This is a genomic window from Fischerella thermalis PCC 7521 (assembly GCF_000317225.1).
Lineage (GTDB): Bacteria > Cyanobacteriota > Cyanobacteriia > Cyanobacteriales > Nostocaceae > Fischerella > Fischerella thermalis.
This window is the reverse complement of the sequence record NZ_AJLL01000039.1, coordinates 1-26,221: the sequence shown is the minus strand read 5'-3', so window position 1 is coordinate 26,221 and position 26,221 is coordinate 1. Positions and strand designations below refer to the sequence as shown.

Annotated in this window: 24 protein-coding genes and 1 pseudogene; 19 read left to right on the top strand and 6 right to left on the bottom strand. The window is 41.2% G+C overall.

Features of this window, described 5'->3' with window-relative positions; translation table 11 throughout:
- The first annotated feature begins 153 nt into the window (after positions 1 to 153).
- The 4 genes from thiO to UYK_RS0109795 all read left to right on the top strand — a co-directional run bounded on the left by thiO (position 154) and on the right by UYK_RS0109795 (position 5,927).
- A complete protein-coding gene (gene thiO / locus UYK_RS27645) occupies positions 154 to 2,172 on the top strand; it encodes a glycine oxidase ThiO (RefSeq protein ID WP_009455810.1) in 2,019 nt (672 codons plus the stop codon).
- Positions 2,173 to 2,312: 140 nt separating this feature from the next.
- Complete coding sequence (gene psb34, locus UYK_RS0109810; RefSeq protein ID WP_009455811.1) at positions 2,313 to 2,492, top strand: photosystem II assembly protein Psb34; 180 nt, start codon at positions 2,313 to 2,315, stop codon at positions 2,490 to 2,492.
- A 295-nt stretch (positions 2,493 to 2,787) separates the two neighbouring features.
- Complete coding sequence (locus UYK_RS0109800; RefSeq protein ID WP_009455813.1) at positions 2,788 to 4,974, top strand: tetratricopeptide repeat protein; 2,187 nt, start codon at positions 2,788 to 2,790, stop codon at positions 4,972 to 4,974.
- A 44-nt stretch (positions 4,975 to 5,018) separates the two neighbouring features.
- Positions 5,019 to 5,927 carry a DNA-methyltransferase gene (locus UYK_RS0109795; RefSeq protein WP_009455814.1) on the top strand — a complete coding sequence of 303 codons (909 nt, stop codon included), beginning with the start codon at positions 5,019 to 5,021 and terminating at the stop codon, positions 5,925 to 5,927.
- A gap of 236 nt (positions 5,928 to 6,163) precedes the next feature.
- Here UYK_RS0109795 and UYK_RS0109790 read toward each other — a convergent pair whose 3' ends face one another.
- The gene (locus UYK_RS0109790) at positions 6,164 to 7,030 is read right to left on the bottom strand and encodes an NAD(P)-dependent oxidoreductase (RefSeq protein WP_009455815.1); all 867 of its coding nucleotides are present in this window, start codon (positions 7,028 to 7,030) and stop codon (positions 6,164 to 6,166) included.
- Between the two features lie 59 nt (positions 7,031 to 7,089).
- On the opposite strand from UYK_RS0109790, the gene UYK_RS26960 reads away from it, so the two are divergent.
- A complete protein-coding gene (locus tag UYK_RS26960; protein WP_200860992.1) occupies positions 7,090 to 7,233 on the top strand; it encodes a hypothetical protein in 144 nt (47 codons plus the stop codon).
- 220 nt (positions 7,234 to 7,453) lie between these two features.
- Here UYK_RS26960 and UYK_RS0109785 read toward each other — a convergent pair whose 3' ends face one another.
- On the bottom strand, positions 7,454 to 8,695 hold the full coding sequence (locus tag UYK_RS0109785; protein ID WP_009455817.1) for a class I SAM-dependent methyltransferase: 1,242 nt from the start codon (positions 8,693 to 8,695) through the stop codon (positions 7,454 to 7,456).
- A gap of 261 nt (positions 8,696 to 8,956) precedes the next feature.
- Between UYK_RS0109785 and UYK_RS0109775 the strand changes: the two genes are divergently transcribed.
- From UYK_RS0109775 to UYK_RS0109765, 3 genes are all read left to right on the top strand, one after another.
- On the top strand, positions 8,957 to 9,637 hold the full coding sequence (locus tag UYK_RS0109775; protein WP_009455818.1) for a Uma2 family endonuclease: 681 nt from the start codon (positions 8,957 to 8,959) through the stop codon (positions 9,635 to 9,637).
- A gap of 4 nt (positions 9,638 to 9,641) precedes the next feature.
- On the top strand, positions 9,642 to 10,676 hold the full coding sequence (locus tag UYK_RS0109770) for a glutathione S-transferase family protein (RefSeq protein WP_009455819.1): 1,035 nt from the start codon (positions 9,642 to 9,644) through the stop codon (positions 10,674 to 10,676).
- A gap of 574 nt (positions 10,677 to 11,250) precedes the next feature.
- A complete protein-coding gene (locus tag UYK_RS0109765) occupies positions 11,251 to 11,829 on the top strand; it encodes a DUF2087 domain-containing protein (RefSeq protein WP_009455821.1) in 579 nt (192 codons plus the stop codon).
- Positions 11,830 to 11,883: 54 nt separating this feature from the next.
- Here UYK_RS0109765 and UYK_RS0109760 read toward each other — a convergent pair whose 3' ends face one another.
- The 3 genes from UYK_RS0109760 to UYK_RS0109750 all read right to left on the bottom strand — a co-directional run bounded on the left by UYK_RS0109760 (position 11,884) and on the right by UYK_RS0109750 (position 14,751).
- Positions 11,884 to 12,786: a DNA adenine methylase gene (locus UYK_RS0109760; RefSeq protein WP_009455822.1), complete on the bottom strand. Its 903-nt coding sequence runs from the start codon at positions 12,784 to 12,786 to the stop codon at positions 11,884 to 11,886.
- 71 nt (positions 12,787 to 12,857) lie between these two features.
- The gene (locus UYK_RS0109755) at positions 12,858 to 13,589 is read right to left on the bottom strand and encodes an ABC transporter ATP-binding protein (protein ID WP_373278404.1); all 732 of its coding nucleotides are present in this window, start codon (positions 13,587 to 13,589) and stop codon (positions 12,858 to 12,860) included.
- Positions 13,590 to 13,629: 40 nt separating this feature from the next.
- The gene (locus UYK_RS0109750) at positions 13,630 to 14,751 is read right to left on the bottom strand and encodes a branched-chain amino acid ABC transporter permease (protein ID WP_009455824.1); all 1,122 of its coding nucleotides are present in this window, start codon (positions 14,749 to 14,751) and stop codon (positions 13,630 to 13,632) included.
- 196 nt (positions 14,752 to 14,947) lie between these two features.
- Between UYK_RS0109750 and UYK_RS0109745 the strand changes: the two genes are divergently transcribed.
- The 8 genes from UYK_RS0109745 (at position 14,948) to UYK_RS0109710 (ending at position 22,565) form a co-directional block, all read left to right on the top strand.
- On the top strand, positions 14,948 to 15,145 hold the full coding sequence (locus UYK_RS0109745) for a hypothetical protein (RefSeq protein WP_009455825.1): 198 nt from the start codon (positions 14,948 to 14,950) through the stop codon (positions 15,143 to 15,145).
- 108 nt (positions 15,146 to 15,253) lie between these two features.
- A complete protein-coding gene (locus UYK_RS0109740; RefSeq protein ID WP_009455826.1) occupies positions 15,254 to 15,505 on the top strand; it encodes a hypothetical protein in 252 nt (83 codons plus the stop codon).
- A 105-nt stretch (positions 15,506 to 15,610) separates the two neighbouring features.
- Positions 15,611 to 17,200: a glucose-6-phosphate isomerase gene (locus UYK_RS0109735; RefSeq protein ID WP_009455827.1), complete on the top strand. Its 1,590-nt coding sequence runs from the start codon at positions 15,611 to 15,613 to the stop codon at positions 17,198 to 17,200.
- A 123-nt stretch (positions 17,201 to 17,323) separates the two neighbouring features.
- Positions 17,324 to 17,818, top strand: coding sequence for a cupin domain-containing protein (locus tag UYK_RS0109730; RefSeq protein ID WP_009455828.1), 495 nt, complete (start codon positions 17,324 to 17,326; stop codon positions 17,816 to 17,818).
- A 626-nt stretch (positions 17,819 to 18,444) separates the two neighbouring features.
- The gene (locus UYK_RS0109725; RefSeq protein WP_009455829.1) at positions 18,445 to 19,503 is read left to right on the top strand and encodes a chlorophyll a/b binding light-harvesting protein; all 1,059 of its coding nucleotides are present in this window, start codon (positions 18,445 to 18,447) and stop codon (positions 19,501 to 19,503) included.
- Between the two features lie 82 nt (positions 19,504 to 19,585).
- Complete coding sequence (locus UYK_RS0109720; RefSeq protein ID WP_016871329.1) at positions 19,586 to 21,094, top strand: chlorophyll a/b binding light-harvesting protein; 1,509 nt, start codon at positions 19,586 to 19,588, stop codon at positions 21,092 to 21,094.
- Between the two features lie 122 nt (positions 21,095 to 21,216).
- Entirely contained in the window at positions 21,217 to 21,729 is a 513-nt protein-coding gene (fldA, locus tag UYK_RS0109715; RefSeq protein WP_009455831.1) for a flavodoxin FldA, read from the top strand.
- Between the two features lie 104 nt (positions 21,730 to 21,833).
- A complete protein-coding gene (locus UYK_RS0109710; protein WP_009455832.1) occupies positions 21,834 to 22,565 on the top strand; it encodes an alpha/beta fold hydrolase in 732 nt (243 codons plus the stop codon).
- A gap of 275 nt (positions 22,566 to 22,840) precedes the next feature.
- Here UYK_RS0109710 and UYK_RS0109705 read toward each other — a convergent pair whose 3' ends face one another.
- On the bottom strand, positions 22,841 to 23,584 hold the full coding sequence (locus tag UYK_RS0109705) for a response regulator transcription factor (RefSeq protein WP_009455833.1): 744 nt from the start codon (positions 23,582 to 23,584) through the stop codon (positions 22,841 to 22,843).
- A gap of 158 nt (positions 23,585 to 23,742) precedes the next feature.
- Here UYK_RS0109705 and UYK_RS0109700 point away from each other — a divergent pair, with 158 nt between their 5' ends.
- From UYK_RS0109700 to UYK_RS0109690, 3 genes and pseudogenes are all read left to right on the top strand, one after another.
- Entirely contained in the window at positions 23,743 to 24,828 is a 1,086-nt protein-coding gene (locus tag UYK_RS0109700; protein ID WP_009455834.1) for a YheT family hydrolase, read from the top strand.
- Positions 24,829 to 25,226: 398 nt separating this feature from the next.
- A pseudogene (cas1, locus tag UYK_RS0109695) lies at positions 25,227 to 25,448 on the top strand (CRISPR-associated endonuclease Cas1); the annotation flags it as partial.
- A gap of 76 nt (positions 25,449 to 25,524) precedes the next feature.
- Positions 25,525 to 26,221, top strand: a 697-nt coding sequence (locus tag UYK_RS0109690; protein ID WP_016871328.1) for an IS701 family transposase, incomplete at its 3' end; no start/stop codon positions are given.

Genomic DNA, 26,221 nt, shown 5'->3' with positions numbered 1-26,221 from the left:
GGTTAACAGTTATGAGTTACTTAATTATGAGTTAGGAGTTATATAGTCGATTGTCAATTGTCAATTGTTGATAGTCATTACTCTTGACTATGAACTCTTGACTAAGGACTCTTGACTATTGACTCTTGACTATGAATTTTGGACTCTTGACTAATGACTAACGATGTTTTGATTATCGGTGGCGGCGTCATCGGTTTGGCGATCGCTGTTGAACTGAAACTGCGTGGTGCGAAAGTTATTGTAACTAGTCGTGATTTCCACGCCGCCGCTACACATGCTGCTGCTGGGATGTTGGCTCCAGATGCGGAAAACATCTCAAATCAAGCAATGCAAGATTTGTGTTGGCGATCGCGTTCTATTTATGCTGACTGGACACACAAATTAGAACAACTCACTGGCTGCAACACTGGTTACTGGCCTTGTGGAATTTTAGCGCCAGTCTTTTCTGAAGAAGAGAGGGAAATAGGGAGAAATATTTCTCCCCACCACCCCATCACTCCATCCTCTTCTACTACCTACTGGTTAGACAAAGAAACTATTCACCAATATCAACCAAGTTTAGGACAAGAGGTAACTGGCGGTTGGTGGTACCCTGAAGACGCCCAAGTAGACAATCGAGCTTTAGCAAAAGCGCTACTGAGTGCGGCGCAATCATTGGGTGTGGAACTCAAAGAAGGAATCGCAGTAGAAGGCATTTTGCAGCAGCAAAGGCAAGTTGTAGGTGTACAAACCAATGCTGGAATTTTACGCGCCGAACACTATGTTTTAGCCACAGGTGCTTGGACAAATCAATTGTTTCCCTTACCCGTACGTCCCGCCAAAGGACAAATGTTGAGCGTGCGTGTACCAGAAGCGATCACACAATTGCCCTTAACACGAATTTTATTTGGGCAGGATGTTTACATTGTGCCAAAACGCAATCGGCGAATTATCATTGGCGCTACAATCGAAGATGTTGGCTTTACTCCGCAAAACACCCCAGCAGGCGTTCAAACTTTACTACAAGCAGCCATCCGTCTATATCCTCAAATCCAAGATTATCCCATAGAAGAATTGTGGTGGGGATTCCGTCCTGCGACCCCCGATGAATTACCAATTCTGGGGAATAGTCCCTGTCAAAATCTCACCTTGGCTACTGGACACTACCGCAATGGGATTCTGCTTGCACCCGTAACAGCAACACTAATTGCTGATTTGATTTGGGAGCAAAAATCTGACCCCCTCCTGTCCCATTTTCATTACTCGCGCTTCCAGAACAAATCATCTACCTCCTCTGTTATGCTGACTCATCCTCTCCCCGCTTTTCCAGATCAGGGGCAAGTCAATTCCCTTACCCTTAAAAGTGAAGCATTTCCGGAAAAAAGCTTTGCACCCAATCCAGACACACCACTTATCATTGCTGGCAAAACTTTTACCTCCCGCTTGATGACGGGAACTGGTAAATATCGCAGCATCGAGGAAATGCAGCAAAGTGTGGTGGAGAGTGGTTGTCAAATTGTGACTGTGGCTGTGCGACGAGTACAAACTAAAGCCCCCGGACACGAAGGTTTAGCCGAAGCGCTAGACTGGACAAAAATTTGGATGCTACCGAATACTGCTGGCTGTCAAACCGCCGAAGAAGCGATTCGGGTTGCCCGTTTGGGAAGGGAAATGGCAAAACTCCTGGGACAGGAAGATAATAATTTTGTTAAGTTAGAAGTAATTCCTGATCCGAAATATTTACTTCCAGATCCGATTGGCACTCTCCAAGCAGCAGAACAATTGGTCAAAGAAGGCTTTGCTGTTTTACCCTATATTAATGCTGATCCGATGCTAGCTAAGCGTTTGGAAGAAGTAGGCTGTGCCACAGTCATGCCTTTAGCTTCACCGATTGGCTCTGGCCAGGGTTTGAAAACAACTGCTAACATTCAAATTATCATCGAAAATGCCAATGTACCCGTAGTAGTAGATGCTGGCATTGGTTCACCATCCGAAGCAGCACAGGCGATGGAAATGGGTGCTGATGCTTTGTTAATTAACAGCGCGATCGCTTTAGCAAAAAACCCACCCCTGATGGCACGTGCCATGAATATGGCTGCTGTTGCTGGTCGCATAGCCTATCTGGCTGGTAGAATGCCCATTAAAGACTATGCCAGCGCCTCTTCACCAGTGACTGGAACAATTACAAGTTAGATGTTTGTTGGTTGTTGATGGTTGTTTGCAACAATCAACTATCAACACTATGTCATTTGTAACGAATTATCTCTAATTACAAAAGTAGTCTATTGCATTTATGTAACATGAAATCAAAAAGCAGAGTAAGGAATTAGTCCATGCCCTACACGACAGAAGAAGGCGGTCGCCTCAATAATTTTGCCCGTGAACCCAAAGTTTATCAAGCAGAACCTCCGACAGCCCAGCAAAAGCGCAATTATGTGATTTTGGGAGTTGTGGCAATAATTTTGGTCAGTGGTTTGATTTTTGTGGCCTTCTCTGTTTCTAATGTCAGTTAATCAAAATTACTTTAATAAATCAATTTTATTTGATATTTATTCAGGTTTCTACACTTTATGGGAACCTGGTTTTTTTGTCTACTCTGAAGATAAGACAGAAGATCTCTATCGTGCAAGAAAATAAGTGCAAAATATAAGTATAATAATATACGCTTCCTCTATTCTTATTTGAAACCTTGATTTATCCTGAGCAGAGCAATCAGTACTTGAAAATCGAAGTCATAATCATAATTTACAGATTGCTTGCATATGCCCTTAAAAGGGATGTACACTGCGTTTTGGCTCCTTAGCCACCATGAGCGTGAATGATACTGCACATTCGGATAAATTTGCGTGGAATCGCCAAGTATACCACCGTCTAAAACTTGCACTTAGTCTTGGTTTGCGGCGACAAATTTTTGTAGCGGTATGTGATGATTTAAACTTGAGAAATCAGGTAGCAGCACGTTTGCATTCAACTTTGGCTTATCCAGTTGGTCAAGTGCTGTATCAACCATCAAATACACAGGAAGCTAGTACACCAGCCTATCCACGGCTAGTTACCTTGAGGTTGAATTTAAGTGACCCTAACCCCATCGCACAGATAAATCAATGGTTGGTGAATTATCCACCACCAATTGTTGGCGTATCTAAAGATAATCCTGGACGGTCATTGCCAATACCAGCTTTTCAGATTGTAGGTGTTGAGCAGCTGACTAAACAACCAGTGGCGATACAGCGTTTATTTTTGCACTATCTCCGTTTAACTGAACAGCATTTATCAAGTCCAGAATCCAGTCGTTTTCTGGAATCAAGTTTATTACTGTGGACGCCACGTCCTTGGTTGTACGCCATACAGCAGTCAGCACCACAGTTTTGGCGTTGTCGTACTGGTGTGTTTGTGTTTGCTGGAGAACCGACACCGACAACTCGTACTAAAAACTCACCAGAACGCTTTTCTGGTTCTAGAAGCTTAGATTTAGGAAATATTGAACAGGTAATCTGGGAAGAAACTGTCTCTGGTGACGATTTTCCTGTGGAAGATGTTGATTTTGCAATCAATACACCTGTCAATCGTGGACACAAACCGCAAGAACCTTCACCAATCAAGTCAGAATTATTTGTTCCAGAAACATTTCAGCAAGAAACTAACGAAAAAGTCCGTATCAGCGAGACTTCATCGCCACCGCGTTTATCGCACATTAGTAAAGAGTTAACAGAATTAGTACTAGCAACCATTAACACTGCGATCGCTCATGATCAAGATGAGAGTATACAAGTACAACAACTTCTAGAAGAAATTGACTCTCTACATGCCACAAAAGCTTCACCAGAAACACTAGCAGCAGCTTATCATCGCCTGGGTAACTTATATCGCCTCCGCATTGAACAAGGACAAGCTAACTTAGAAAACTTGATGGTGGCTATTTTGGCATACCAAGAGGCTATTACCTACGATGAAACTTCGCCGCAAGTGCCAGATATTTTGAATGACTTAGGTACACTTTATTGGATGCTATACCGCACACCGCCCAATTCGGAAGAAGGACAATCTTATATAGAACAGGGAATAGAGTTTTATCAGTTAGCTTTAAAACTAATTTCACTTGAAACCCATCCAGAAACTTATGCACGGGTGCAGAATAATCTGGGGACTGCTTATGGGGACTTAGCACGTTTTTCTAATCCAGCCGAAAACTGGCAAAAAGCGGTTGCAGCTTATCGAGAAGCACTCTGCTTCCGTACCGCCGAGATGGAACCATTGAAGTATGCTGCAACTCAGAATAACTTGGGTACTGCTTACTGGCATTTAGCCCAGTACAGTCAACCGATGGAGCATTTAAAGAATGCGATCGTAGCTTACAGTCTTGCCTTAGCCTACTACAACCCCGAGCAGGAACCACTGAAATATGGCATGATTCAAAACAATATTGGTACTGCTCATTGGAATCTAGCACAGTACGAAAATCCAGCAGAGAATCTGCGACTTGCTGTGGAAGCCTATGGGGAAGCTTTAAAATATCGTACACCAGCACATGTTCCGGCCGCTTGTGCTGCCACACAAAATAATCTTGGTACTGCTTATTGGCACTTAGCCAACCAATCACAAATCAACAAAGAAGAACAACAGAATTTTCTAAAAATGTGCATCAATGCTTATCAAGAATCTCTAAATCTTGCTCACTCACTGAAGAATACTAATTTAAGTTTTGATATTTTTGCCACTCACAACAACTTAGGATTAGCGCACTATCAACTAGCAACAGATCAGTATTTAAATGGCGATAAAACCGCACGTTCTCAACATTTAGAATTAGCATTGGATAACCATCTGCAAGCATTAAATGGATTAAGCAATAAACCTGAAGCTTACCAAACTACATTTAATTATTTAGTAAAAACGATTCGCGCTTTTCACAATGAATTAGGAATACAAGGACAAAATTTAGCTCTATCTAAAGTGCCTGGACAATTACTACCAGAAATTCTGCCGAAGTTGTAATTAGCAGGTATAAATTTTTTTTAGTAATTACTCAGTTATGTTTTGTGATTCCAGAAAAAAATTTCAACATCAAAAAATATGATTCACAAAAACCTCAAGCTTTTTATTGCCATCCTCATGGAGAATTATGGATTGGTGATTCAATTCAATGGCTCAAAAATCTGGCTTCTGAATCTGTAGATTTAGTATTTGCAGATCCTCCTTATAATATAAAAAAAGCTGCTTGGGACAATTTTGAATCTCAAGCAGCTTATGTGAATTGGTCTTTAACATGGATTGAAGAAGTTTCTCGGATATTAAAATCAACAGGTTCACTATATATTTGTGGTTTTTCAGAAATTATTGCTGATATAAAACTGCCTGCATTGAAATTTTTTAGTGGGTGTAGGTGGTTGATTTGGCATTATAAAAATAAAGCCAATCTCTCAAATGATTGGGGACGTTCTCATGAGAGTATATTACATTTTAGAAAGACCAACAATTTTTATTTTAATCCAGATAATATACGCATACCTTATGGCGAACACACTTTAAAATATCCACAACATCCCCAAGCAAAAACAAGTCAATATGGCAACAATGGTAAAAATGATAGGAGAATTTGGCGTCCCCATCCCCAGGGTGCAAAACCCAGAGATGTGATAGAAATACCAACTATATGTAATGGGATGGATGAAAAAACTAAACATCCAACTCAAAAGCCAGAGGAGTTGGTGAGAAAGTTTATACTTTCTTCATCTTCAAGAGGAGATATTGTGCTTGATCCATTTTTTGGTTCAGGAACAACGCTGGTTGTTGCTGAACAACTTGGTAGAAGATGGCTAGGCTGTGAGATTATTCCTGAATATGCAGTATGGGCGGTGGAACGTATCAAATCTGTAAAGTATATGTCAGACGAGGAATGGTTTTGGTGCGATCGCAAGAATGAAGAACGTAGGAAGAAATTTAGGTAATATAATATCCCCCTGAACACTTGTATGATTCGTTGAGGTCGGTAATGGGTAATCGGTAATTGGAAAAAGCCAATAACCAAGCTTTATATCGTAAGCAATTAGTCAAACTTAATATTATTTAAACGCACAGGAGTGCTAAGGATAACGCAAAGGGACGCAGAGTTTTGTGAGAGGAGTTTCGCTATGAGTTTATTTAATTTTGTACTCAGTAGTGAGATGAATTTTGAATAGTTATCTTAATTTTCTCCTGATTTAATTACAGAAAATATAGATGAATAGTCTTCGTGAGCAAATGACATCTTCATTGCCATTTCCAAGATTTTCCTTACACCTTCAATACTGCTAACATTTAAACTTGCGGCTTTTGCTTCTTCAATAAAGAAATCAGTATCTTTCATCAAGTGTTTGGTGGGGAAGTTGGGATTAGTATAATTACTATCCAACATTCTTGGCAATTTTTTATCGAAAGTTGGGGCGTAAAGGGCGCTTTGGCGTAGAATGTACATAAACAAGTCTTCGTCAATGCCATAACGCTGGACAAAACTAAGACTCAAAGCAAAGCTTGCTGTTAGGGAAGCAATTAATTGATTTAAAGCGAGTTTCAGTGCCGCAGCTGTTCCCACTGATCCAACTAAGATAGGTTCTGGGCCAAAGTGTTTTAATAACTCTAAGTGACGTTTGTATTGTTCTTGATGCGCGCCTACCATCACAATTAAATTACCAGCTTGTGCTTCTGGGATGCTACCTAGTACGGGTGCTTCTAAATACTCTCCACCTGCGGCAACTACTGCATCTCTAATTTCTCTGCTTTCGGTAGGGGTAATAGTTCCCATTTGGATGACGCTTTTTCCTGCTACAGCTTGTGAGGATCGATCTGAAAGTAGGACACTATAGATTGCTGCTGCATTCGTCAGCATGAGAATTACACAGTCAGCTGCATTAATTGCTTGGTAAGGTTTTTCTGCTATTTCCGCACCAATTTCTTTTAACGGTTCTAACTTTTCTGGGGTGCGGTTATATGCTATTAGCTGGACTCTTGCTTCTAACAATTTTTGCGCCATTGGCAGTCCCATTAATCCAGTCCCCAGAAATGCTACTTTCATTTTTACGTTCCTCTGGTAGAGCGTTAAGTTAGTAGTTAGTAGTTAGTGGTTAGTAGTTAGTGGTTAGTTGTTTTAATACTCCTCACACTCCTCACACTCCTCACACTCCTCACACTCCTCACACTCCTCATACTCCTCATACTCCTCATCTCCCCACCTCCCCTACCAACTACCATCTACCAACCACTAACTACTTTTTTTAGCCACCTGCGGCAAAAGTAACCATAATCATTACTGACAGTAAAATGCCAGGAACGAGTAGTACGATTAGCATTAATAAGTCATGGGTGGTCATAATTATTACCTTTTGACTAAAAAAGAATAAAGGTTAAAAATATTTACTTTAGCCTTTATACTTCTATACTTCAGCCTTTAATCATAAATTACCTATCACCCAAGTGAGATTAATATAGTTTTAACTTTTTAAATGGACGTTGGTGCTAGTTCTGGTACAGTAAATCCTTTGAGTGGTTGAAATGTTTCTGTTTCCTTGAGTCCTTTACTTTGTGCCAAGATACTAAATCCACCTAATCCAAAGGGATCTAAAAGCTGACGTAATGCATCCCGGCGACGCAGTAAATCAGAGATGGGTTGATTTGTATAAGATAGCGCAGCAATGCGATCGCCTAATCCCAATGCCATCAAAAATAATTCTTGCTGCGTCAAACCAACTTTAGCTAATCCGCAGCGTTCACCCCATCGTTCTAAAGCGGTAAAGTCAACATGGGCTGTGATGTCTTGTCGCCCGATATTGATGTAGGGGTTATTATGGCGCTGATGACGCCAGTAACACTGTAGTGTGCCTTGCGATCGCCTGGGATTATAGTAACGACTTGCTGGATAGCCATAATCTATAGTTAACACATACCCCCGCTGCAAACGGTCTGCTACTACACTTAACCAATCCAGCGCTGCTAGATTTACCTCACTGCGATACCCTTCTGGATAAACATTTTCTGGGAACTGAATGCTAACTAAATCAAAATATTCAGCTAGTTTTGGTGTGGAAGGTTCGGCTGTGATTTCTGTAAAGGGAGTGGGGATGAGGGGAGATGGGGGTGTGGGGGAAGTGAGTAGCTCTTGATGATTGACGATAGACTCTTGCTGTAGAGTTACATAAATTTCTCGCAGTTGCCCTTGTTCTAAAATAAATTGATGCACTGGTAGAGCATCCACCAATTCGTTTGAAAAAAAGCAGCCAATAATGGAATTACTAAGTATTTCTTCTAAACTACTCTTGATTTGAACTGTAAATTCTTGTAAGCGTTGCTGTTGTTCTTGCCTGAGAATCGGGGACTTTTCTACAATCATATATTCTAGGGCAGCAAAAAAATTTGGATAGCGCAATTTTAAGTAATTTAAAATATCGAGTGCTAAATGCCCTTGTCCTGCACCCATTTCTACTAGGGAAAAAGGCACTGGTTGTCCTAAAATTTCCCACATCTGGACAAATTGTTCAGCTAGCAATTCACCAAAATCTGGGCCAAGATGGACAGAGGTAAAAAAGTCACCCCGCTTACCGATATTTACAGCTTGGGTAGAATAGTAACCGTAGTCAGGGTGATACAATGCCATATCCATGTAGGTGGCAAAAGTAATTCGCTGATTAGGACTATTAGCAATGCGATCGGCTATGGCAGCACACAGCACTGGATGAGAATCCATAAACTTGGAAATTTCAAATTAAAACTTCAGCCTCAATTGTATTACCTTTCGCTAGAAAATATCCCGCTGCAACCCCTTATCTTGGTATTTTTCTTCTTCTAGAATCGATAATTTTTCAGAAAATAATTGGCATTTCATTAGTTATATGGATGATTATGTTTCTGCTTTTGATTAATAGTATTTACCAAGTTACTACCTAATAGATTTTAATATTAATATGCATGTGCATATCTATGTAAAAATAAAGGTTTGTTGCCTCCTATGTCAGCTATATCTACTAGTACTAACCTTCCTCCTTTAGAAAGTGGCGATCGCCTGACTCGTTACGAATTTGAACGCCGCTATCAAGCAATGCCGCAGAATATAAAAGCAGAATTAATCGAAGGAGTTGTATATTTGGCTTCACCTGTGCGTGCAAGAGGTCATGGCAGACCTCATGCGAAAATTATGACTTGGTTGGGAACCTACGCTGCTGCAACACCCGGAGTTGATTTACAAGATAACGCCACAGTCCGCCTAGATGCTGACAATGAACCTCAACCCGACGCCCTATTACGAATTGAACCAGAAGTAGGTGGCAATTCCCGTATTAGTGATGATGATTATATTGAAGGTACACCAGAATTAATCGTAGAAATTGCTGCTAGTAGTGCTGCTTATGATCTGAATGACAAGCTTAATGCCTATCGTCGCAATGGAGTACAAGAGTATATTGTCTGGCAAAGTTACGAGAATCGCCTAGATTGGTTCAACTTAGAACAAGGACGATATGTTTTGCGAGAACCAGATACAGATGGAATAATTCGCAGTCAGATTTTTCCTGGATTATGGTTGGCGGTTAATGCTTTGCGAGAAGGTAGTATGGCTGAGGTTTTAGCAGTTCTTCAACAGGGGTTGCAAACAGCCGAACATCAAGCATTTGTGGAGAGACTAAGGAGTTAGTGTTGTGCAGGACAAGAAGCCAAACAACGAAAAAATCAAAAAGCAAGGTAAGTCACTGCCTTCTGGTATTATCATCCGGTTGGGAAAGTTTGTCTGGACAACTATGTGGCATTTGATGATGTCGAATTTGGCTCCTCGTAACCAGTCAGGAGAATACATCCGTCCAGCTAGTCAGTTTCGCAATTTTATTGGTACACAAGCAGACAATCCTTATCAACCCCAAGCGGGACGCTATCGCCTTTTTGTGGGTTTAGGATGTCCTTGGGCCCATAGAACTTTAGTTGTGCGATCGCTCAAAGGTTTAGAAGATGCCATACTAGTTTCGATTGTATCTCCCTCACCAAACGAAGGTATCTGGGTTCTTAACCAACAACAAGAAGGTTGTCGCACCCTTCCCCAACTCTACAATTTAGCTGTACCTGGTTATCAAGGACGTTGTACTGTTCCCGTACTCTGGGATACGCAAACCAAGACGATAGTTAATAATGAAAGTGCAGAGATTATCGTGATGTTGAATTCCCAGTTTAACGAGTTTGCCAAAAATCCCCAACTTGATCTTTATCCAGAAGAACTGCGTGAGCAAATTGACCGTTGGAACGAGAAAATTTATCATGCGGTAAACAATGGTGTCTATCGCTGTGGTTTTGCCCAAACTCAACAAGCCTACGACAAAGCCTGTCACGAGTTGTTCACCACTCTCGACGAAATTGACGTCGCATTGGCAAACAGTCGTTACCTGTGTGGAAATAAAGTAACGCTGGCAGATGTGCGTTTGTTCACTACCTTGTTCCGTTTTGATGTAGTCTACTACGGATTATTTAAGTGCGATCGCCACAGAATTCAAGACTATGAAAATTTAGGACCTTACCTACGCGATTTATATCAGCTACCAGGAGTTTCTGACACCTGTGATTTAGATAGCGTCAAGCGAGACTACTACGGCAACCTCTTTCCACTCAATCCTGGTGGTATCATCCCCTGTGGACCCGATGTAAGTTATCTGTTAAAACCACATAATCGTCAAAGAGTTGGTTGTTGATTGTTGTTTGTTGGTAGTTAGTAGTTTTTTGTCATTTGTCATTGGTCATTTGTTTAGTATTAATTCCCCCCACACTCCTCACACTCCTCACACTCCACCCTACGGAAAGCCGCTTGCGCGTCTACACACTCCTCACACCCCACCACCCTAAATATTTCCTTATTTGTTAATTAGGAAATACTAATCAATTTGACCTTTTTCTTGCTTGATAATCTAATAAAGCTCCTGCGCTGACCATAGTCCTTCCGTTACTTCTACACATAGGAATTTCTCCTCTTTGTAGAGCCATATAAAGGTTGGCTTGGTTTACATTTAAAAATTTTGCTGCTTGTACAAGAGAGATACCTCGCTTCAGAAAACCGGGTCTTTGTCTTTTGTAATTAGATAAGCGGCTAAGCATGGCGAAATATAAAAAACTACTTAAGAAAATTAACTTTTCTTACAAAAACGTTACAAAATCACATAAAGACAAAACTCACCTACACAGTATATCGGCTGTGTAGGAGGGATGTTGCACAACTCAGTTTGGACGGAACACTAATTAGATTTTCATCTAATTAGATTATAACAGGTTATGAAAACGGAACAATTTCAGATCGTGCTACGTTTTTTCAAAGCTTTAGCGGACGAAAGTCGGCTAAAGATTTTGAGTTTTCTAGCTAACCAAGAATGTAGTGTAGAAGAATTAGCTGTATTGTTACAACTCAAGGAACCAACGGTATCTCATCATTTAGCTAAATTAAGAGAAGTAAATTTAGTTACTATGCGCCCTGAGGGTAATACCCACCTTTATCAATTAGAGAGTGGAACTTTAGAGAGTGTCAGCAAAGAAATCTTGACACCAGGGAAGATAGCTTCTTGGGTTGAAGACATAGACACAGAAGCATGGGAAATAAAGATAATTCAAACCTACACAGAAGGAGAACGCCTCAAAGAAATTCCTTCTAGTCGGAAAAAACGCTTAGTAATTCTCAGATGGTTAGCAAATAAATTTGAAGTGGGTGTTCAGTATTCAGAAAGTGCTATTGATGAAATTTTGAAGCGCTATCATCCTGATTTTGCTAATCTTAGGCGTGAGTTGATTAGTTACAATCTTCTCCAGAAAAAAGATGGACTTTACTATGTTGTGGATAGTAGGAAAGGAAATAATTAATATCTTTTAGTAATTACGCTTGTCTATAGTTCTAATATTCTAGAATTTGAGCAATTAATAGTTCATAATTAGTAATTCATTAATTTGTTGGCGTTTAGAAGCATTACTATTAATATTTCTTTTTGCCTTCAGTCTTTCGATTCTATAACCTTCATAGGCTAGCTCAAAAAAATTGTCATTTAAATCTTCATTTTTTGGATCAGAATTACTCAATATTAACTTTGCTCCTTTCTTATCAAGTACTCTGAAAAAATCTCGTAATCTTAATTGTTCAGCATCATCAAAGGTATGTTGTGAATAAGAAGTAAAATTAGCAGTTTGGCTGATAGGTCTATAGGGAGGATCAAAATAAACAAGAGTTTTATTATCAACTAATTCTTCACACTGAGTAAAATCACCGTGGAGAATTTGAGTTTTTTGTAGAATTTGAGCCACTACTCTTAGATTATCTGGGTCACATATAGTTGGATTTTTATATCTACCAACCGGAACGTTAAAATCTCCTTTAGAATTAACTCGAAATAATCCATTGAAGCAAGTACGGTTCAGAAAGATAATTTGAGCAGTTCTCTCTATCCATTCCTGACTATAAAATTGAAAGTTTATCTGGTGACGCCGCCAGTTGAATTGTGACCTAATTTGATAAAAATATAAATTTCTTTCGTCATTGTCTAGTGATAAATATTTTTTTTGAATTTCTTGTAATGTTTCTATTAATTTTTCTACATTTTTTTGAATAGTTTCATATGCTATTACTAGTTCAGAATTAATATCCGAAATGACAAATTCTTCTATTTCATATGTATTCGCGATATATAAAAATAAAGCACCTCCACCAATGAAAGGTTCAATGTATCTTTTGATAGAACCACTTCCTAACTCATCTGGCAAAAATTTTTCAATCTGTTCAATAAGTTGACCTTTTCCACCAGCCCACTTCAAAAACGGTTTTGTCATTTGTCATTTGTTATTGGTCATTTGCTACTTGATAATAGTTTTACCTTCACCCTTCACCCTTCATAATTCCGTTATTTTCCCAAATATGCTTCTAAAACTTTAGGGTTGCGCTGAATTTCTTCAGGAACACCGTCTGCTAAGTTTCTACCTTCAGCAAGTACCCAGACACGATCGCACAACGACATAATCACATCCATATTGTGTTCAATAATCAAAAAAGTCATACCTTTGCGATTCCATTGGACAATGCGATCGCAAATCTCATCAATTAGTCTCGGATTCACACCTGCTGCTGGTTCATCTAACAAAATCAACTTGGGATTAGTCATCAACGCCCGTCCCATTTCTAACAACTTGCGTTGTCCACCAGATAAACCACCAGCGTAATCATCAGCTTTATGAGCTAAACCTACCGATTCTAGTATGGCTAGTGCCTGTTGTTCCAGCTGCTTTTCTTCTTTAGCAACCACATGGGGTTGAAATTGCAACTGCCAAAAATTTTCGCCAGTTTGCTTTTGCGCCGCCAATAGCATATTTTCTAGTACCGACAACTTCGAGAGGGCGCGCGCCACCTGAAATGTCCGTACTAAACCTTGTTGGGCAATTTGATAGGATGGCAAGTGGTGAATCGGTTCGCCGTCAAAAACCACTTTTCCTTTGTCGGGACGGATAAAGTTGGAGAGTAAGTTAAATAAAGTTGTTTTACCAGCACCATTGGGGCCAATTAAACCTGTGATACTCCCCGTTGCAACCTGAATTTCGGCATTATCAACAGCCTTGATCCCGCCAAAGCTTTTAGACATTCCACTAGCGGCTAATAAGGGAACCTGGGAAGAAGAATGATTATTTACCAAGGGTAAGTTCCTCCTTTTTACCTAAGATACCTTGAGGACGCCAAATCATCAGTACCATCAAAATCAGTCCGATGATCATGATGCGAAATGCGCCCAATTGATCAGAGGTAAGGTTAGTAAAAATTCTGGGTAGGAATTCACGAGTCAGGGTATCGTAAGCAAAGTAAATTACTGCCCCTAAAATCGTGCCGACATTATTACCAGAACCTCCTAATATCACCATAATCCAAGCGTCGAATGTTAGCTGTGGTTGGAAATTATCAGTATAAATAGCACTGAGTTGCCAAGCAAAGAAAGCACCAGCAATCCCAGCGATCGCACCTCCCAACATCAGAGATTGTAACTTGTACCAAAAAACGTTTTTTCCTAACGCTTTCGGGACTTCTTCATCTTCACGGATAGCTTTGAGGACTCGTCCCCAAGGCGATCGCACCAAAACTTCTAAGCGCCAAAAAACGAACGCCAGTACCACCAACGACAACAGCATCAAACCTGCTTTCGGGTTGTAATTATATAAGCCAATCACCCCAGAAATATAAATCGCTGCTGACAGCAGTCCCAGCAAACTTGCTACCACTAAACGGGATACAAATTCTTGCTTTGTACCTACCCGTTTAGCCCCATAGGTCGGGCGAGTCCAGCGCCACAACCAATAAAAAGTTATACCAGCGACTAAAGTCAGTACCGCAATCATCACCAGTCTGACAAACAAATTCGGTTGCAAATTCACTAACGGAATAGGGTAACTTTGTACACCAAACGCCCCAGAAATCCAGGTGTCACCCACAGGTAAATCCTGGTTATTGAGTATCAGCCGAACTAGTTCCCCCACACCGATAGTCACGATCGCTAAGTAATCTTCCCGCAAACGCAGAGTCGAAAAACCGATTAACAAACCCAACAAAGCTGCAACAACAGCCCCAATCACCGCCGCCAGCAGCACAGGAACACCCTTAAGGCTCAATAATACAGTCGTATAGGCTCCCAGGGTCATGAATGCCACATGACCAAAGTTAATTAAGCCTGTAAAACCCCACTGCAAATTTAGCCCTAAAGCGAACAAAGCAAAAATAGAAGTAGAAATTGCTAAAAAAATTAGATATTCAGCCATATGCTAGTTATTTGTCATTGGTCATTGGTCAATTGTCAATAGTCAAAAGTTAGTGGTTACTATCTATTCTCCTCACACCCCTCACACCCCTCACACCCCATCTCTCTGCCTCCCCATTCATTGCCCCACCTCCCCATCAAACTTTTCCCCCATTTTATGGGAACACTAGATGTTGGTTATTTTTGATTGATAGTACATGAACTTGCTGCGAATCAGAATCCATCATTTAATTGAACAGTTAGCCGACGAAGAACTAGAAAAAGTTTGGAACGCCGTCTACGACTTACACTGTGATTTTTATATGCACAAAGCCATACAAGAAGTCAAGCGATCGCAGCAACCTTGGGATACCTTAACCCATGAAGAAGCCGTGCAATTGTTAACTTTTTCATAATATTTTGGTTGTTGATTAGTAGTTAGTAGTTAGTTGTTTACTCCCCACTGCCCCTAATTCCCAGTGGGGGCCCCGAGTTCCCCACCACCCCACCTCCCCATCCTCACCATGGAAGTACGCTATGCACGGTCTTTTTTAGTAGACCTGAAAAATTTAGAACCTGCTGCCTATCAGCTGGTGTATGATTTTGTGTTTATTGAGTTTGCAGATAAAAGACAACTGCATTATTTACCAGATTTACGACAACTAGATAGAGAGGGCATTTTTTACCGCTTGACTCTGGAGAATTACTTAATTGGTATTGAATTAAGAGGTGAAATTGTGAAATTTCTGCGAGTCATACCAATGCCGGATGTGTAGAGTCTGGGTCACGTAAAGACTTAAAACTGTATAAGAGGGACAAAGCTTGGCTCTATCCTTGGCTTAAACTTGTTGAATGAAAATCACTTTACTTGAGATTTCCCTATGGACGCTACGGCACTTTGGCAACGATACCAGAAATGGCTATATTTCCATGAAGGAATAGGATTGTACCTAGACGTGAGCCGAATGCGCTTTGATGATGCCTTTGTGGAGAGGTTGCAGCCAAAGTTTGAGCAGGCTTTTGCGGATATGGCGGAACTTGAGCAGGGAGCGATCGCCAACCCGGACGAAAACCGCATGGTTGGACATTATTGGCTGCGAAATCCTGATTTGGCTCCTACTCCGGAACTGACACAAGAAATCGTCAGCACCATAGAGCAAATTGAAGTATTCGCCGAAAAAGTCCACACAGGTGCGATTCATCCCCCAAAAGCACCGCGTTTCACCGATATTATCTCGATTGGCATTGGTGGTTCTGCCCTTGGGCCGCAATTTGTTGCAGCAGCATTAGCCCCGGATTTTCCACCACTGGCGATTCATTTTATCGACAACACCGACCCCGCAGGTATTGATCGGGTTTTGACTCAAGTGCGAAATCGTCTGAGCAGCACTTTGGTTTTAGTGATTTCCAAATCTGGAGGTACACCAGAACCCCGTAATGGCATGGCGGAAGTGAAAAAAGCTTACGCTGGACATAATTTAGATTTTGCTAATTATGCGATCGCTATTACTATGCCTGGTAGTAAGCTCGATGAACAAGCAAAATCTGAAGGCTGGTTGGCTAGGTTTCCCATGTTTGATTGGGTAGGCGGACGCACTTCGGAATTCTCTGCTGTGGGACTAGTGCCAGCTGCTTTACAGGGTATTGATATCCGCGCCATGCTTGAAGGTGCAAAAGAAATGGATGATGCTACCCGCGTTCCCGATATCAAAAATAACCCAGCTGCTTTGTTAGCCCTGTCTTGGTATTATGCTGGCAACGGCAAAGGCGAAAAAGACATGGTTGTCCTACCATACAAAGACAGCCTACTTTTATTTAGCCGTTACCTACAACAGTTGGTCATGGAATCCTTAGGTAAGGAAAAAGATAAGACAGGCAATATAGTTCATCAGGGTATTGCTGTCTACGGTAACAAAGGCTCTACCGACCAACACGCATACGTCCAGCAGTTACGCGAGGGTGTACCAAATTTCTTTGCCACCTTCATCGAAGTTTTAGAAGATCGCCAAAATCCATCCCCAGAAATTGAACCAGGAATCACATCAGGCGATTATCTTTCCGGTTTTCTGCAAGGAACCAGACAAGCACTGTATGAAAATCACCGCGATTCAGTTACAGTTACCATCCCCCAAGTTAATTCCCGGACTGTCGGAGCATTAATTGCTTTATATGATCGTGCTGTTGGTTTATATGCCAGCTTAATCAACATCAACGCCTACCATCAACCAGGGGTAGAAGCTGGTAAAAAAGCTGCTGCTGAAATTTTGGAATTGCAAAAACAAGTAGTAGAAGTTTTGCGAAAAGAAAAAACACCGCTCACTTTAGAGGAAGTTGCTCAAAAAATAGGTGCTACAGAAAAAATCGAGTCAATTTATCTAATTCTGCGACACCTTCATGCCAATGGACGCGGCATAACATTGCAAGGTAATCTTGGTCAACCCAGCAGTTTAAAGTTTTCTATCGGCGGATAGATTTAGTAATTTCCATATCATAATTTGTGTAATATTGTTCACTTGTAACAATATTTCATAATCAAGCATCTTAAATTGAAGCTTATTACTTCAATTTTTAGGATGCTTTTTTAGGATATTTTTATGAGTGCAAGAGGAATCAAAATTCGGCAGTTGGAATCAATTAAAGGGGGAATGGCTGAGTTTTTCACCCCCCAAGCTAGTCACGAAACAATGCTCGTGCAGATTCCACCTCATACAATCGATGATTTATTTGTTCACAAATCACAAACCGACCAATTACTGGTAGTCAAAGGCGAGTTTGTCATTGTAACTTTAATTGATAAGAAATATCAATATATTGCTTTAAGTGAAGACTATCCCGTAGTACTGACAATCCCACCAGGAGTCATGCACGGAGCGATCAATTTGAGTTCCGAAACCTGTGTTGTCGTCAATGCTGTATTGCGTCATCGACCAGTGCAAGAGCGCGATTATGTGACTCGTGGACGACCATTTCCTTACGATTTAGAAGCAGCAAATCAGGCATTGAAGAATATACAAAATACAATTCAAAACTCGACCGCAAGTAAACTGAAATCAGTGAACAGCTATCAACCCACAGTAAGCAATAACTGATAACTGTTAAATTGATTCCTAATTTACGCTTAAAGTAAACGGGAATTACGCAAAAGTTGCCAAAAAGCTTACTTTATCAAACCGCCCTCCGGCTACCCTTACGGAAAGACGTTGTTGCGTCTACGTGACGGAGACCGCCTTTTTGCGGGGCTGGTCTCACCAAGACGCCGAGAACGCCAAGAATTCATAGAGTGCGTAATTAATTCTGCTTGAGTACTTAGATTATCTATGTGCATCTGTGTTAGTTATTGCTATTAATATTCAATAAACTTTTCAATCCTTGTAAAAAATACTTGCTTGTAAATCTTATCTACAAGCAAGTTTGTTGTTTGGACATTGCTTGCACACTGTCAGAGGAAAATCAGCCTATGGCTAACTTTTGCCACCCATAATTCCGTAAGTCAAGTTACACCCTGAATCTCTTGAATTTAAATGGTCTGTAAAATCAAATCTAGTTTATTGAGAAAATATTTTAATAATCAAGATATTTTACAAAACGTAATAATTACTTTCGTATTTAGCATCTCATATTAGATAAATGAGAGTTAATTGCATTAATTTGAAATTTAGTGTAAGCTTCTTTTTAACTTGTTGAATAATATTATCAACAATTTCATAGGTGGAACATGGCAACCTCTACAAGTCCGCTGTCGGTGGAGCAGGATCTCGCCGACTCCCCTTGGTGGGCTGGAAACGCAAGGCTCACGAACTTATCAGGGAAATTATTAGGCGCTCACGTCGCTCATGCTGGTTTGATTGTTTTTTGGGCAGGAGCGATGACTTTATTTGAGCTAGCCCATTTCAATTCGGCACAACCAATGTACGAGCAAGGCTTGATTTTGCTACCTCACCTAGCTGCTCTTGGTTGGGGTATAGGTGCAGAAGGTGCAGTTGTGGATACTTATCCCTATTTCGTCATTGGTGCTTTGCATTTAATTTCCTCAGCCTTTCTGGGTTTGGGAGGAATCTTTCACTCCCTGCGTGGTCCAGAAACCCTAGAAGGTAGGTTTCCTTTGTTTGGCTACGACTGGAAGGATACCGACAAAATGACCACAATCCTTGGTATTCACTTGGTGTTACTCGGTTGTGGTGCATTTTTGTTAGTTGCTAAAGCAATGTACTTTGGTGGTTTGTACGATCCAAACATTGAAAATGTCAGGGTAATTACAAATCCGACACTGAATCCAGGTGCTATCTTTGGCTATCTATTTGGTGCGATCGCTAAATTCTGGATCGCTGGCGTTGACAATCTAGAAGACGTAGTTGGTGGTCACATTTGGGTTGGTGGAATGTTACTTTTCGGTGGAATTTTCCACATTGTGACTAAACCCTTTAGTTGGACGCATCCATTATTTGTTTGGTCTGGAGAAGCTTACCTCTGTTACAGTCTGGGTGCTTTGGCACTGATGGGCTTTATTGCCACTCTCTTCGTATCGGTGAACACGACTGTTTATCCTGAAGTTTTTTATGGTCCGGCGCTCGTGGTGAGGCAGAATGTCGTGCCGTACTTTTCGTCAGTTGATCCTGACCTTGTTAGCTCCCGAACTTGGTTAGCCAATGCTCACTTTTGGTTAGCTTTCTTCTTTCTCCAAGGCCATATCTGGCACGCCTTACGGGCACGTGGGTTCGATTTTCGTAAAGGTAGGGTGAGTCAAAAGGCAGTAATTCCACAAGCGATTAGCTAGAGTAATTTAATGAAAATCGTTTGCAAGTAATCCCTGCAAATATTTCAAATAAATTGCCAAAAATTCTCAAGGATGATTAGAAATGACAGCAGTAATTGCAGATAGCCCATACAAGCAACAAATACCTAATGTTGGCTGGTGGGCTGGTAATTTTCGTCTTACCAATCTATCAGGTAAATTATTGGGCGCTCATGTTGCTCACGCTGCATTGATTTTGTTATGGGCTGGCGGGATGACGCTGTTTGAGTTGTCGCGCTTCAATCCGAATGTGCCAATGTATGAGCAAGGGTTAATCTTGCTGCCTCATCTAGCAACTCTGGGTTTTGGTGTCGGTGCTGGTGGGCAAGTCGTTAGCACCTATCCCTACTTCGTCATCAGTGTCTTGCATCTGATACCTTCGGTGATTCTAGCAGCCGGTGGTATTTACCATTCCCTACTAGGGCCAGAGGTGTTAGAAGACAATCCTACATTAGCTGGCTTTTTTGGTTATGACTGGAAAGACAAAGATAAGATGACCACAATCTTAGGCATTCACCTAGTGATTTTAGGCGTGGGTGCTTGGCTTTTGGTTGCGAAGGCAATGTTTTGGGGTGGACTGTTTGATCCTTGGGTAGGTGGCGGTGGAAACGTCAGGGTAATCAATCATCCAACACTCAATCCACTTCGGATTTTTGGCTATCTGTTTGGAGTTTGGGGCCCAGAAGGAATGGCAGCTGTTGATAACTTGGAAGATGTTGTTGGCGGTCACATCTGGGTTGGATTGATGTTAATTGGTGGTGGTATTTTCCATATTTTGACTAAGCCATTTACCTGGGCGCGCCGAGTTTTGATTTACTCAGGAGAAGCATATCTTTCTTACAGCATTGGTGGTGTCGCATACATGGGCTTTTTGGCGGCATACTTTGCATCAGTCAATAACACTGTCTATCCGGAAGTTTTCTATGGCCCGGTGAAAGCTATAGAAACTTCTGCTGGTATAGTTTCTGCCCGTGGTTGGTTGGTCAGTTTCCATTTTGTCTTGGCAGTCATATTCCTGTTAGGTCATATTTGGCACGCACTGCGCGCCCGTGCCATTGCAGCTGGATTTGATTTTAAAAATGGTGACATGGTTCAACCGCCCCAGATAAACCCCCAAACAGCTAATCAAGCCACTGCGATCGCTTCTTCCGACATGACGCTGAAGTTTCTGAAATATCTGCCAATCTATCGCCCTGGCGTATCTCCTCTGGGACGGGGGTTGGAAATTGGCATGGCTCATGGTTACTGGTTAGTTGGCCCGTTTGTCACCTTAGCTTCATTCGGTTCATTGGGTAATTCTAATCTGGGAAACTTGGTTGGTTTAATAGCCACAGGTAGTTTGATTGTCATCTTGACGATTGGTTTTTCGATTTACGGCACCACCAGCTTTGAAAGACAACTAGAAACCGTACCACCAGCAATGGTTGCAACAGTTCCCAGTGTGCCACAGACTGTCAATACTACCGAAGGATGGAGCCAATTTACTGAGGGCTTTCTGATTGGTGGAATTGGTGGAGCAATCTTCGCCTATTTGCTTTTGAGTAGTGCTGCTGTGTTTGCTGCGTTTGTATAGCGTCTTTTACGTCCCAGCCTTCCTAAAAGGAAGGCTGAATTGTGAAAGTTCGTAGCCGCCAGCGGTCATTGGCTACAAACCTCTGATGACAAATAAGCATGAAGTGAAAAAGAGCGCAAAATATGTCAAAAATAGGTCTATTTTTCGGTTCTACAACAGGTAAAACTGAGTTGGTAACAGAGACAATTCAGAAAGAATTTGGTGGTGACGATGTAGTGACATTGCACAACATCATGGATGCAGACGAGGATGATTTCGCAGATTATCAATATCTGATTATTGGCTGTCCTACCTGGAATATTGGTGAGCTACAAAGTGACTGGGAGGGTTTTTTCCCACAGTTAGATAATATTGATTTCAAGGGTAAAAAGGTCGCCTATTTTGGTACTGGAGACCAGATTGGTTATGCCGATAACTTTCAAGATGCAATGGGCATTTTAGAAGAGAAAATCACCGAACTCGGCGGTACTACAGTGGGTTACTGGCCCACGGATGGCTATGATTTTAATGAATCTAAAGCTGTGAAAAATGGGAAATTTGTCGGTTTGGCTCTTGATGAAGATAACCAATCTGACTTAACTGACGAGCGTATTAAAGCCTGGGTAGCTCAACTTAAAAAAGAGTTTGGTGTGTAGCTTAAATCATCGCTAATAGTTAATAGCTAATTGCCTTGATTGCTGTTAGCTATTAACAGTTTTAACTAGAATTTTAAAATTTTAATTCATAGTAGGATAAATTTATGTCTCCTGAGCCAGATGCTATTTGGTTGAATACAAGCCCTAGTTTGTTATGTTTTGCTCAACCACTTTTGCGTGAACTGTCACGTGATGTAACTATTGCTCGGTGGGAATATAGCCAAACTCAGGATGAAGCAAGTTCCTTAGATGTTGCGATACTGCTGCTAGATAATTATCTCCAATCCATTAATCAACCTGTACATCTGATTGGTCACAGCACAGGAGGCTTACTAGGGTTACTATATACGCGTCGATATCCAGAAAAAGTTAAATCTTTGACTCTACTAGCTGTGGGTGCTGATGCTGCGCTTGACTGGCAAGCTCATTATTATGCTCATCTGCCTTACTTGAGTAGGCAAAAGATTCTCAATGCTATGGTATACAATCTATTTGGCTATCAGAATGAAAAAACTGTCAAGCTTCTAGAGAGGATTTTGGAGGAAGATAAAAATTGTTCGCTTTCACCTCACTCCTTAATGAAACGACTAAGTGTACCTCCTGCTCCGGTTCCTGTACCCTTTATGGTTTGTGGTAGTACCGATGACATGATTGTAGAACCTGAGTCTTTGCAAGGATGGCGACCTTTTTTGATGGAGGGCGATCGCTATTGGGAATGTCAAAAAGGACGGCACTTTTTTCACTTCTTCTACCCGAATTTGCTAGCAGAACAGATTCTTGACTTTTGGCAATCTCTGCATCACTCGAAATTAGTTTTTTCTAGCCTCGTGAAATAATATTATGTTCGCTTGAATGCTTATATTTTCCTTTGGGGTCGGTAATGGGTAATGGGTAATTGGTAATTGGTAATTAAGATACTGATGATTTTCCCATGCCCAATGCCCAAGCTTAATATCATAGAAATCGAGCTATGGCCCACTAAGAAAAGCGATCGCTTTGTGTACGCAATCATAAATACAAAACTTTATTGGCACTCTTGAATTGATGACAAAATAACGAGTGCCAATTTAAAAACTAATTTAACAACATTTATGCAACAGTCCAAATAAAATCAATCAACTTTTGATGTAGGGATACCTTCGCTTGATTGGGGAACACTGGGCAACTCTAGACAGTATCCAGCACCATATACTGTTTTGATGTAACGGGGGTGACGAGGGTCTGGTTCTAGCTTGGTTCGTAGGTGACGAATGTGGACTCGAATGGTTTCAATATCATCATCTGGATCGTACCCCCACACTTCCCGGAGAATTTCACTAGGGGAAACGGTCTGACCGTGTCGCTGGAGTAAGCAGTGAAGTAACTCAAACTCTAGATGAGTCAGTTTAACTGTTTGATTGAACCATATTGCCTCAAACCGTTCAGGAACCAGAGTCAAAGGTCCATAGTTGAGAATTTCACTGTGTTTAGCAGCTTGGGGAATACGGTCGGTACGCCGCAATAAAGCGCGCACCCGCGCCAGCATTTCTTCAACTTCAAATGGTTTAGTTAGGTAGTCGTCTGCACCTGCATTAAAGCCTTCTACTTTATCTTGAGTCTGCGAGAGCGCTGTTAACATCAATACGGGAATTTCAGCTGTACGTTCATCTCGGCGCAAGCGCTGACAAACAGTGAACCCGTCTACCCTGGGCAACATCAGATCGAGCATAATTAAGTCTGGCTGAAGCTGTAGAGCCAGGGCTTGTCCCTTGATCCCATCTTCTGCTTGGCTGACGTCGTAGCCAGCCATCTCTAAGTTGACGGCAACTAACTCTGAAATTGCTGGGTCATCGTCTATGACTAGAATCCTCGGCATTATTAAAAAATTATTACTACTTATTAAGGATAAATAAGAACCTTTGGGAAATACAAAGATTGCTTCATTAGATTATAAAAAATATTTTAAATCTAACATAAAGATTAAAATTCAAAGATTGAAAAAATAAGTTCAAAGTATACTAAATCCTATAACTAATGTGTTATTGGTCATACAATCCGCCACATTTTTTGCGAAACGGTGTAGCAATAACCCTCTACACCGCAATTTGGGCCAGTCGCAATTGGGAACGAACAACGAAATGCCCAGAACCTCCCTATCAAGAACATATTTTTATCGGTGGGCAAAGTGTACCGATTTTTGGTTGGGTAGCTATTCCTGAAAATCCTTGCGGTACGATTGTAGGAACTTATGGTATTACAGGTGAGTTGGATAATCAATGGTTTCTCAAACTGCTAGGACGTAAAGCCTACGCCCAAGGGTTTGCAGTCGTATTATTTGATTGGCGTGGTCATGGTAGGACAGCCCAATTATCGCCGACATTGACCAGCGATGGTTTGTACGAAGGTGAAGATTTTATCCGCATCGCCGCGGCGGCTAAGGCTATGGGATGTCCAGGGAAATTTTGGTTTACGGGATATTCTTTAGGGGGACAGTTGGCGTTGTGGGCGGTGAGTTTAAGGTGGGGAGATTGGGAGGTGGGGAGGTGGGGAGACACTATCACTCCGTCATTAGAGGTTCTGGGTTTAGAGGAGGAAGATATTGGTGGTGCGGCGGTAATTTGTCCAAGTCTTGATTCTAAGCGATCGCTTGCCTATTTAGTTAAGCAACCCTTTGGTCGCTATATGGAAAAGGCGATCACACGTAATCTCAAAAAACTGGCGTGGCGAATTTATGCAGCTCATCCCAACAGTATTGACCCAGAAGCGATCGCACGAGTAAATAGTATCTGGAGCTTTGATGAAGAATTAGTCATTAAACCCTTGGGTTTTTCTTCGGTGGAAGCTTATTACGATGCCAGTAGCGCTTTGCAATTACTACCAAATCTGCAAAAACCGACTTTGATTATTTATGCCGAAGATGATCCTCTTTTTGATCCGGCGATCGTACCAGATTTACAATTGGCTTGTGCGGCTAATCCAATGATAGATTTATTACTAACTCGTTTTGGTGGTCATGTGGGTCACATCAGCAGCAAAGCGTGTCAACGCCAAGCACAAGACCCTGATCCTTGGTGGGCATGGAACCGAATTTTAGAATGGCTGAGTGGTAGTGTGGGTTAGGTTGACACTCTCACCGTTAATTGCTAACGCAATTTCTTGCTTTTGGAGAAACATGGTAATGGGTAATGGGTAATTGGTAATGGGTAATGGGTAATTAAGATACTGATGATTTTTCCATGCCCGATGCCTAATGCCCAATACCCAACAAAGAAGCATAACATTGTAACCAATTAGCCGAACTTGATATGAGTCCGTTTCCAATGGACTTGTGCTATTAGCCTTGGAATTTATTTATTGGCGGGATATGGTGTAGGTGCAAGATATCAGTTGAGATTTCAAAGACAACCAAGGTTAAGGTTTTCGTCCCCCTGGGGGGATTGAATAAAAACATGTAGAGACGTAGCAATGCTACGTCTCTACAAAAATTTCCGTCCCCGCTAAGGGGAGAAGAAATAAAAGATTTAGATACTTTGATGGATAAATTACCTTTTGCAGAAAGTATGGATGCATTGCGAGGGTATGAAGGAAGAGCAGCGACAGTTTATTTTCAAGCATTGGGAAGTCTATTTTCTAGTGTGTTTAAATTTGAGAAGCGTACCAAGCGTCCACCGACTGACCCAGTTAATAGCCTTTTAAGTTTAGGATATACATTACTCAGCCAAAATGTTTTCTCGTTTATCGGGACTTAAACGAAAAAAGTAGCTAAATATGTTTAAAATCATTAAATAGTCTATATTTCAGGTTGGTAATTGACCAATGAGAGAGACAACTCCCGCAGCAATGCCTCCTTGCTTCGATAGATGGTGCAAACGTTTTGACGATCTATTCAAAACGAAAGCCCAAAAAAGGGAGTTTAGGCATTATTTAGGGGGATTATTGGGGGAAAGCGAAAGAAAGAACCTATCTCAGATGGCTGATAACGCTGTAGGGGTAACTTACCATCGTTTACACCATTTTTTAACCGAAGCACCTTGGTCTAGCTCAAAGATCAATGAACGTCGTTTGCATATCATGAACAAGTGTAGCCAAACGAGAATAAGCAGAGGTTTCAGCTTGATAATAGATGATTCTGGTCATAGAAAAAGTGGCAACTTTACTAGTGGAGTGGGAAGACAGTACATCGGAGAAATAGGTAAAACAGATAATGGCATAGTAGTGGTAACAACTCATCTTTATGATGGACGAAAAAGTTTACCATTAGATATAGAGTTATATCAGCACGCTGATTCCTTACCAGAAGGAAAACAAGATCCAGAATTTGAGAAAAAAACTGAATTAGCTATTAAGTTAATAGACCAAAGTCGAGCCAGGGGATATCAACCGGGAATAGTAATTATAGATGCTGGCTATGGCAACAATACATCCTTTCTATTAGAACTAGAGAAGCGTCAATTAAAATATTTAGGAGGATTAGCTAAGAATCGAAAAGTAACTATTAGTACTGAAGGTGATG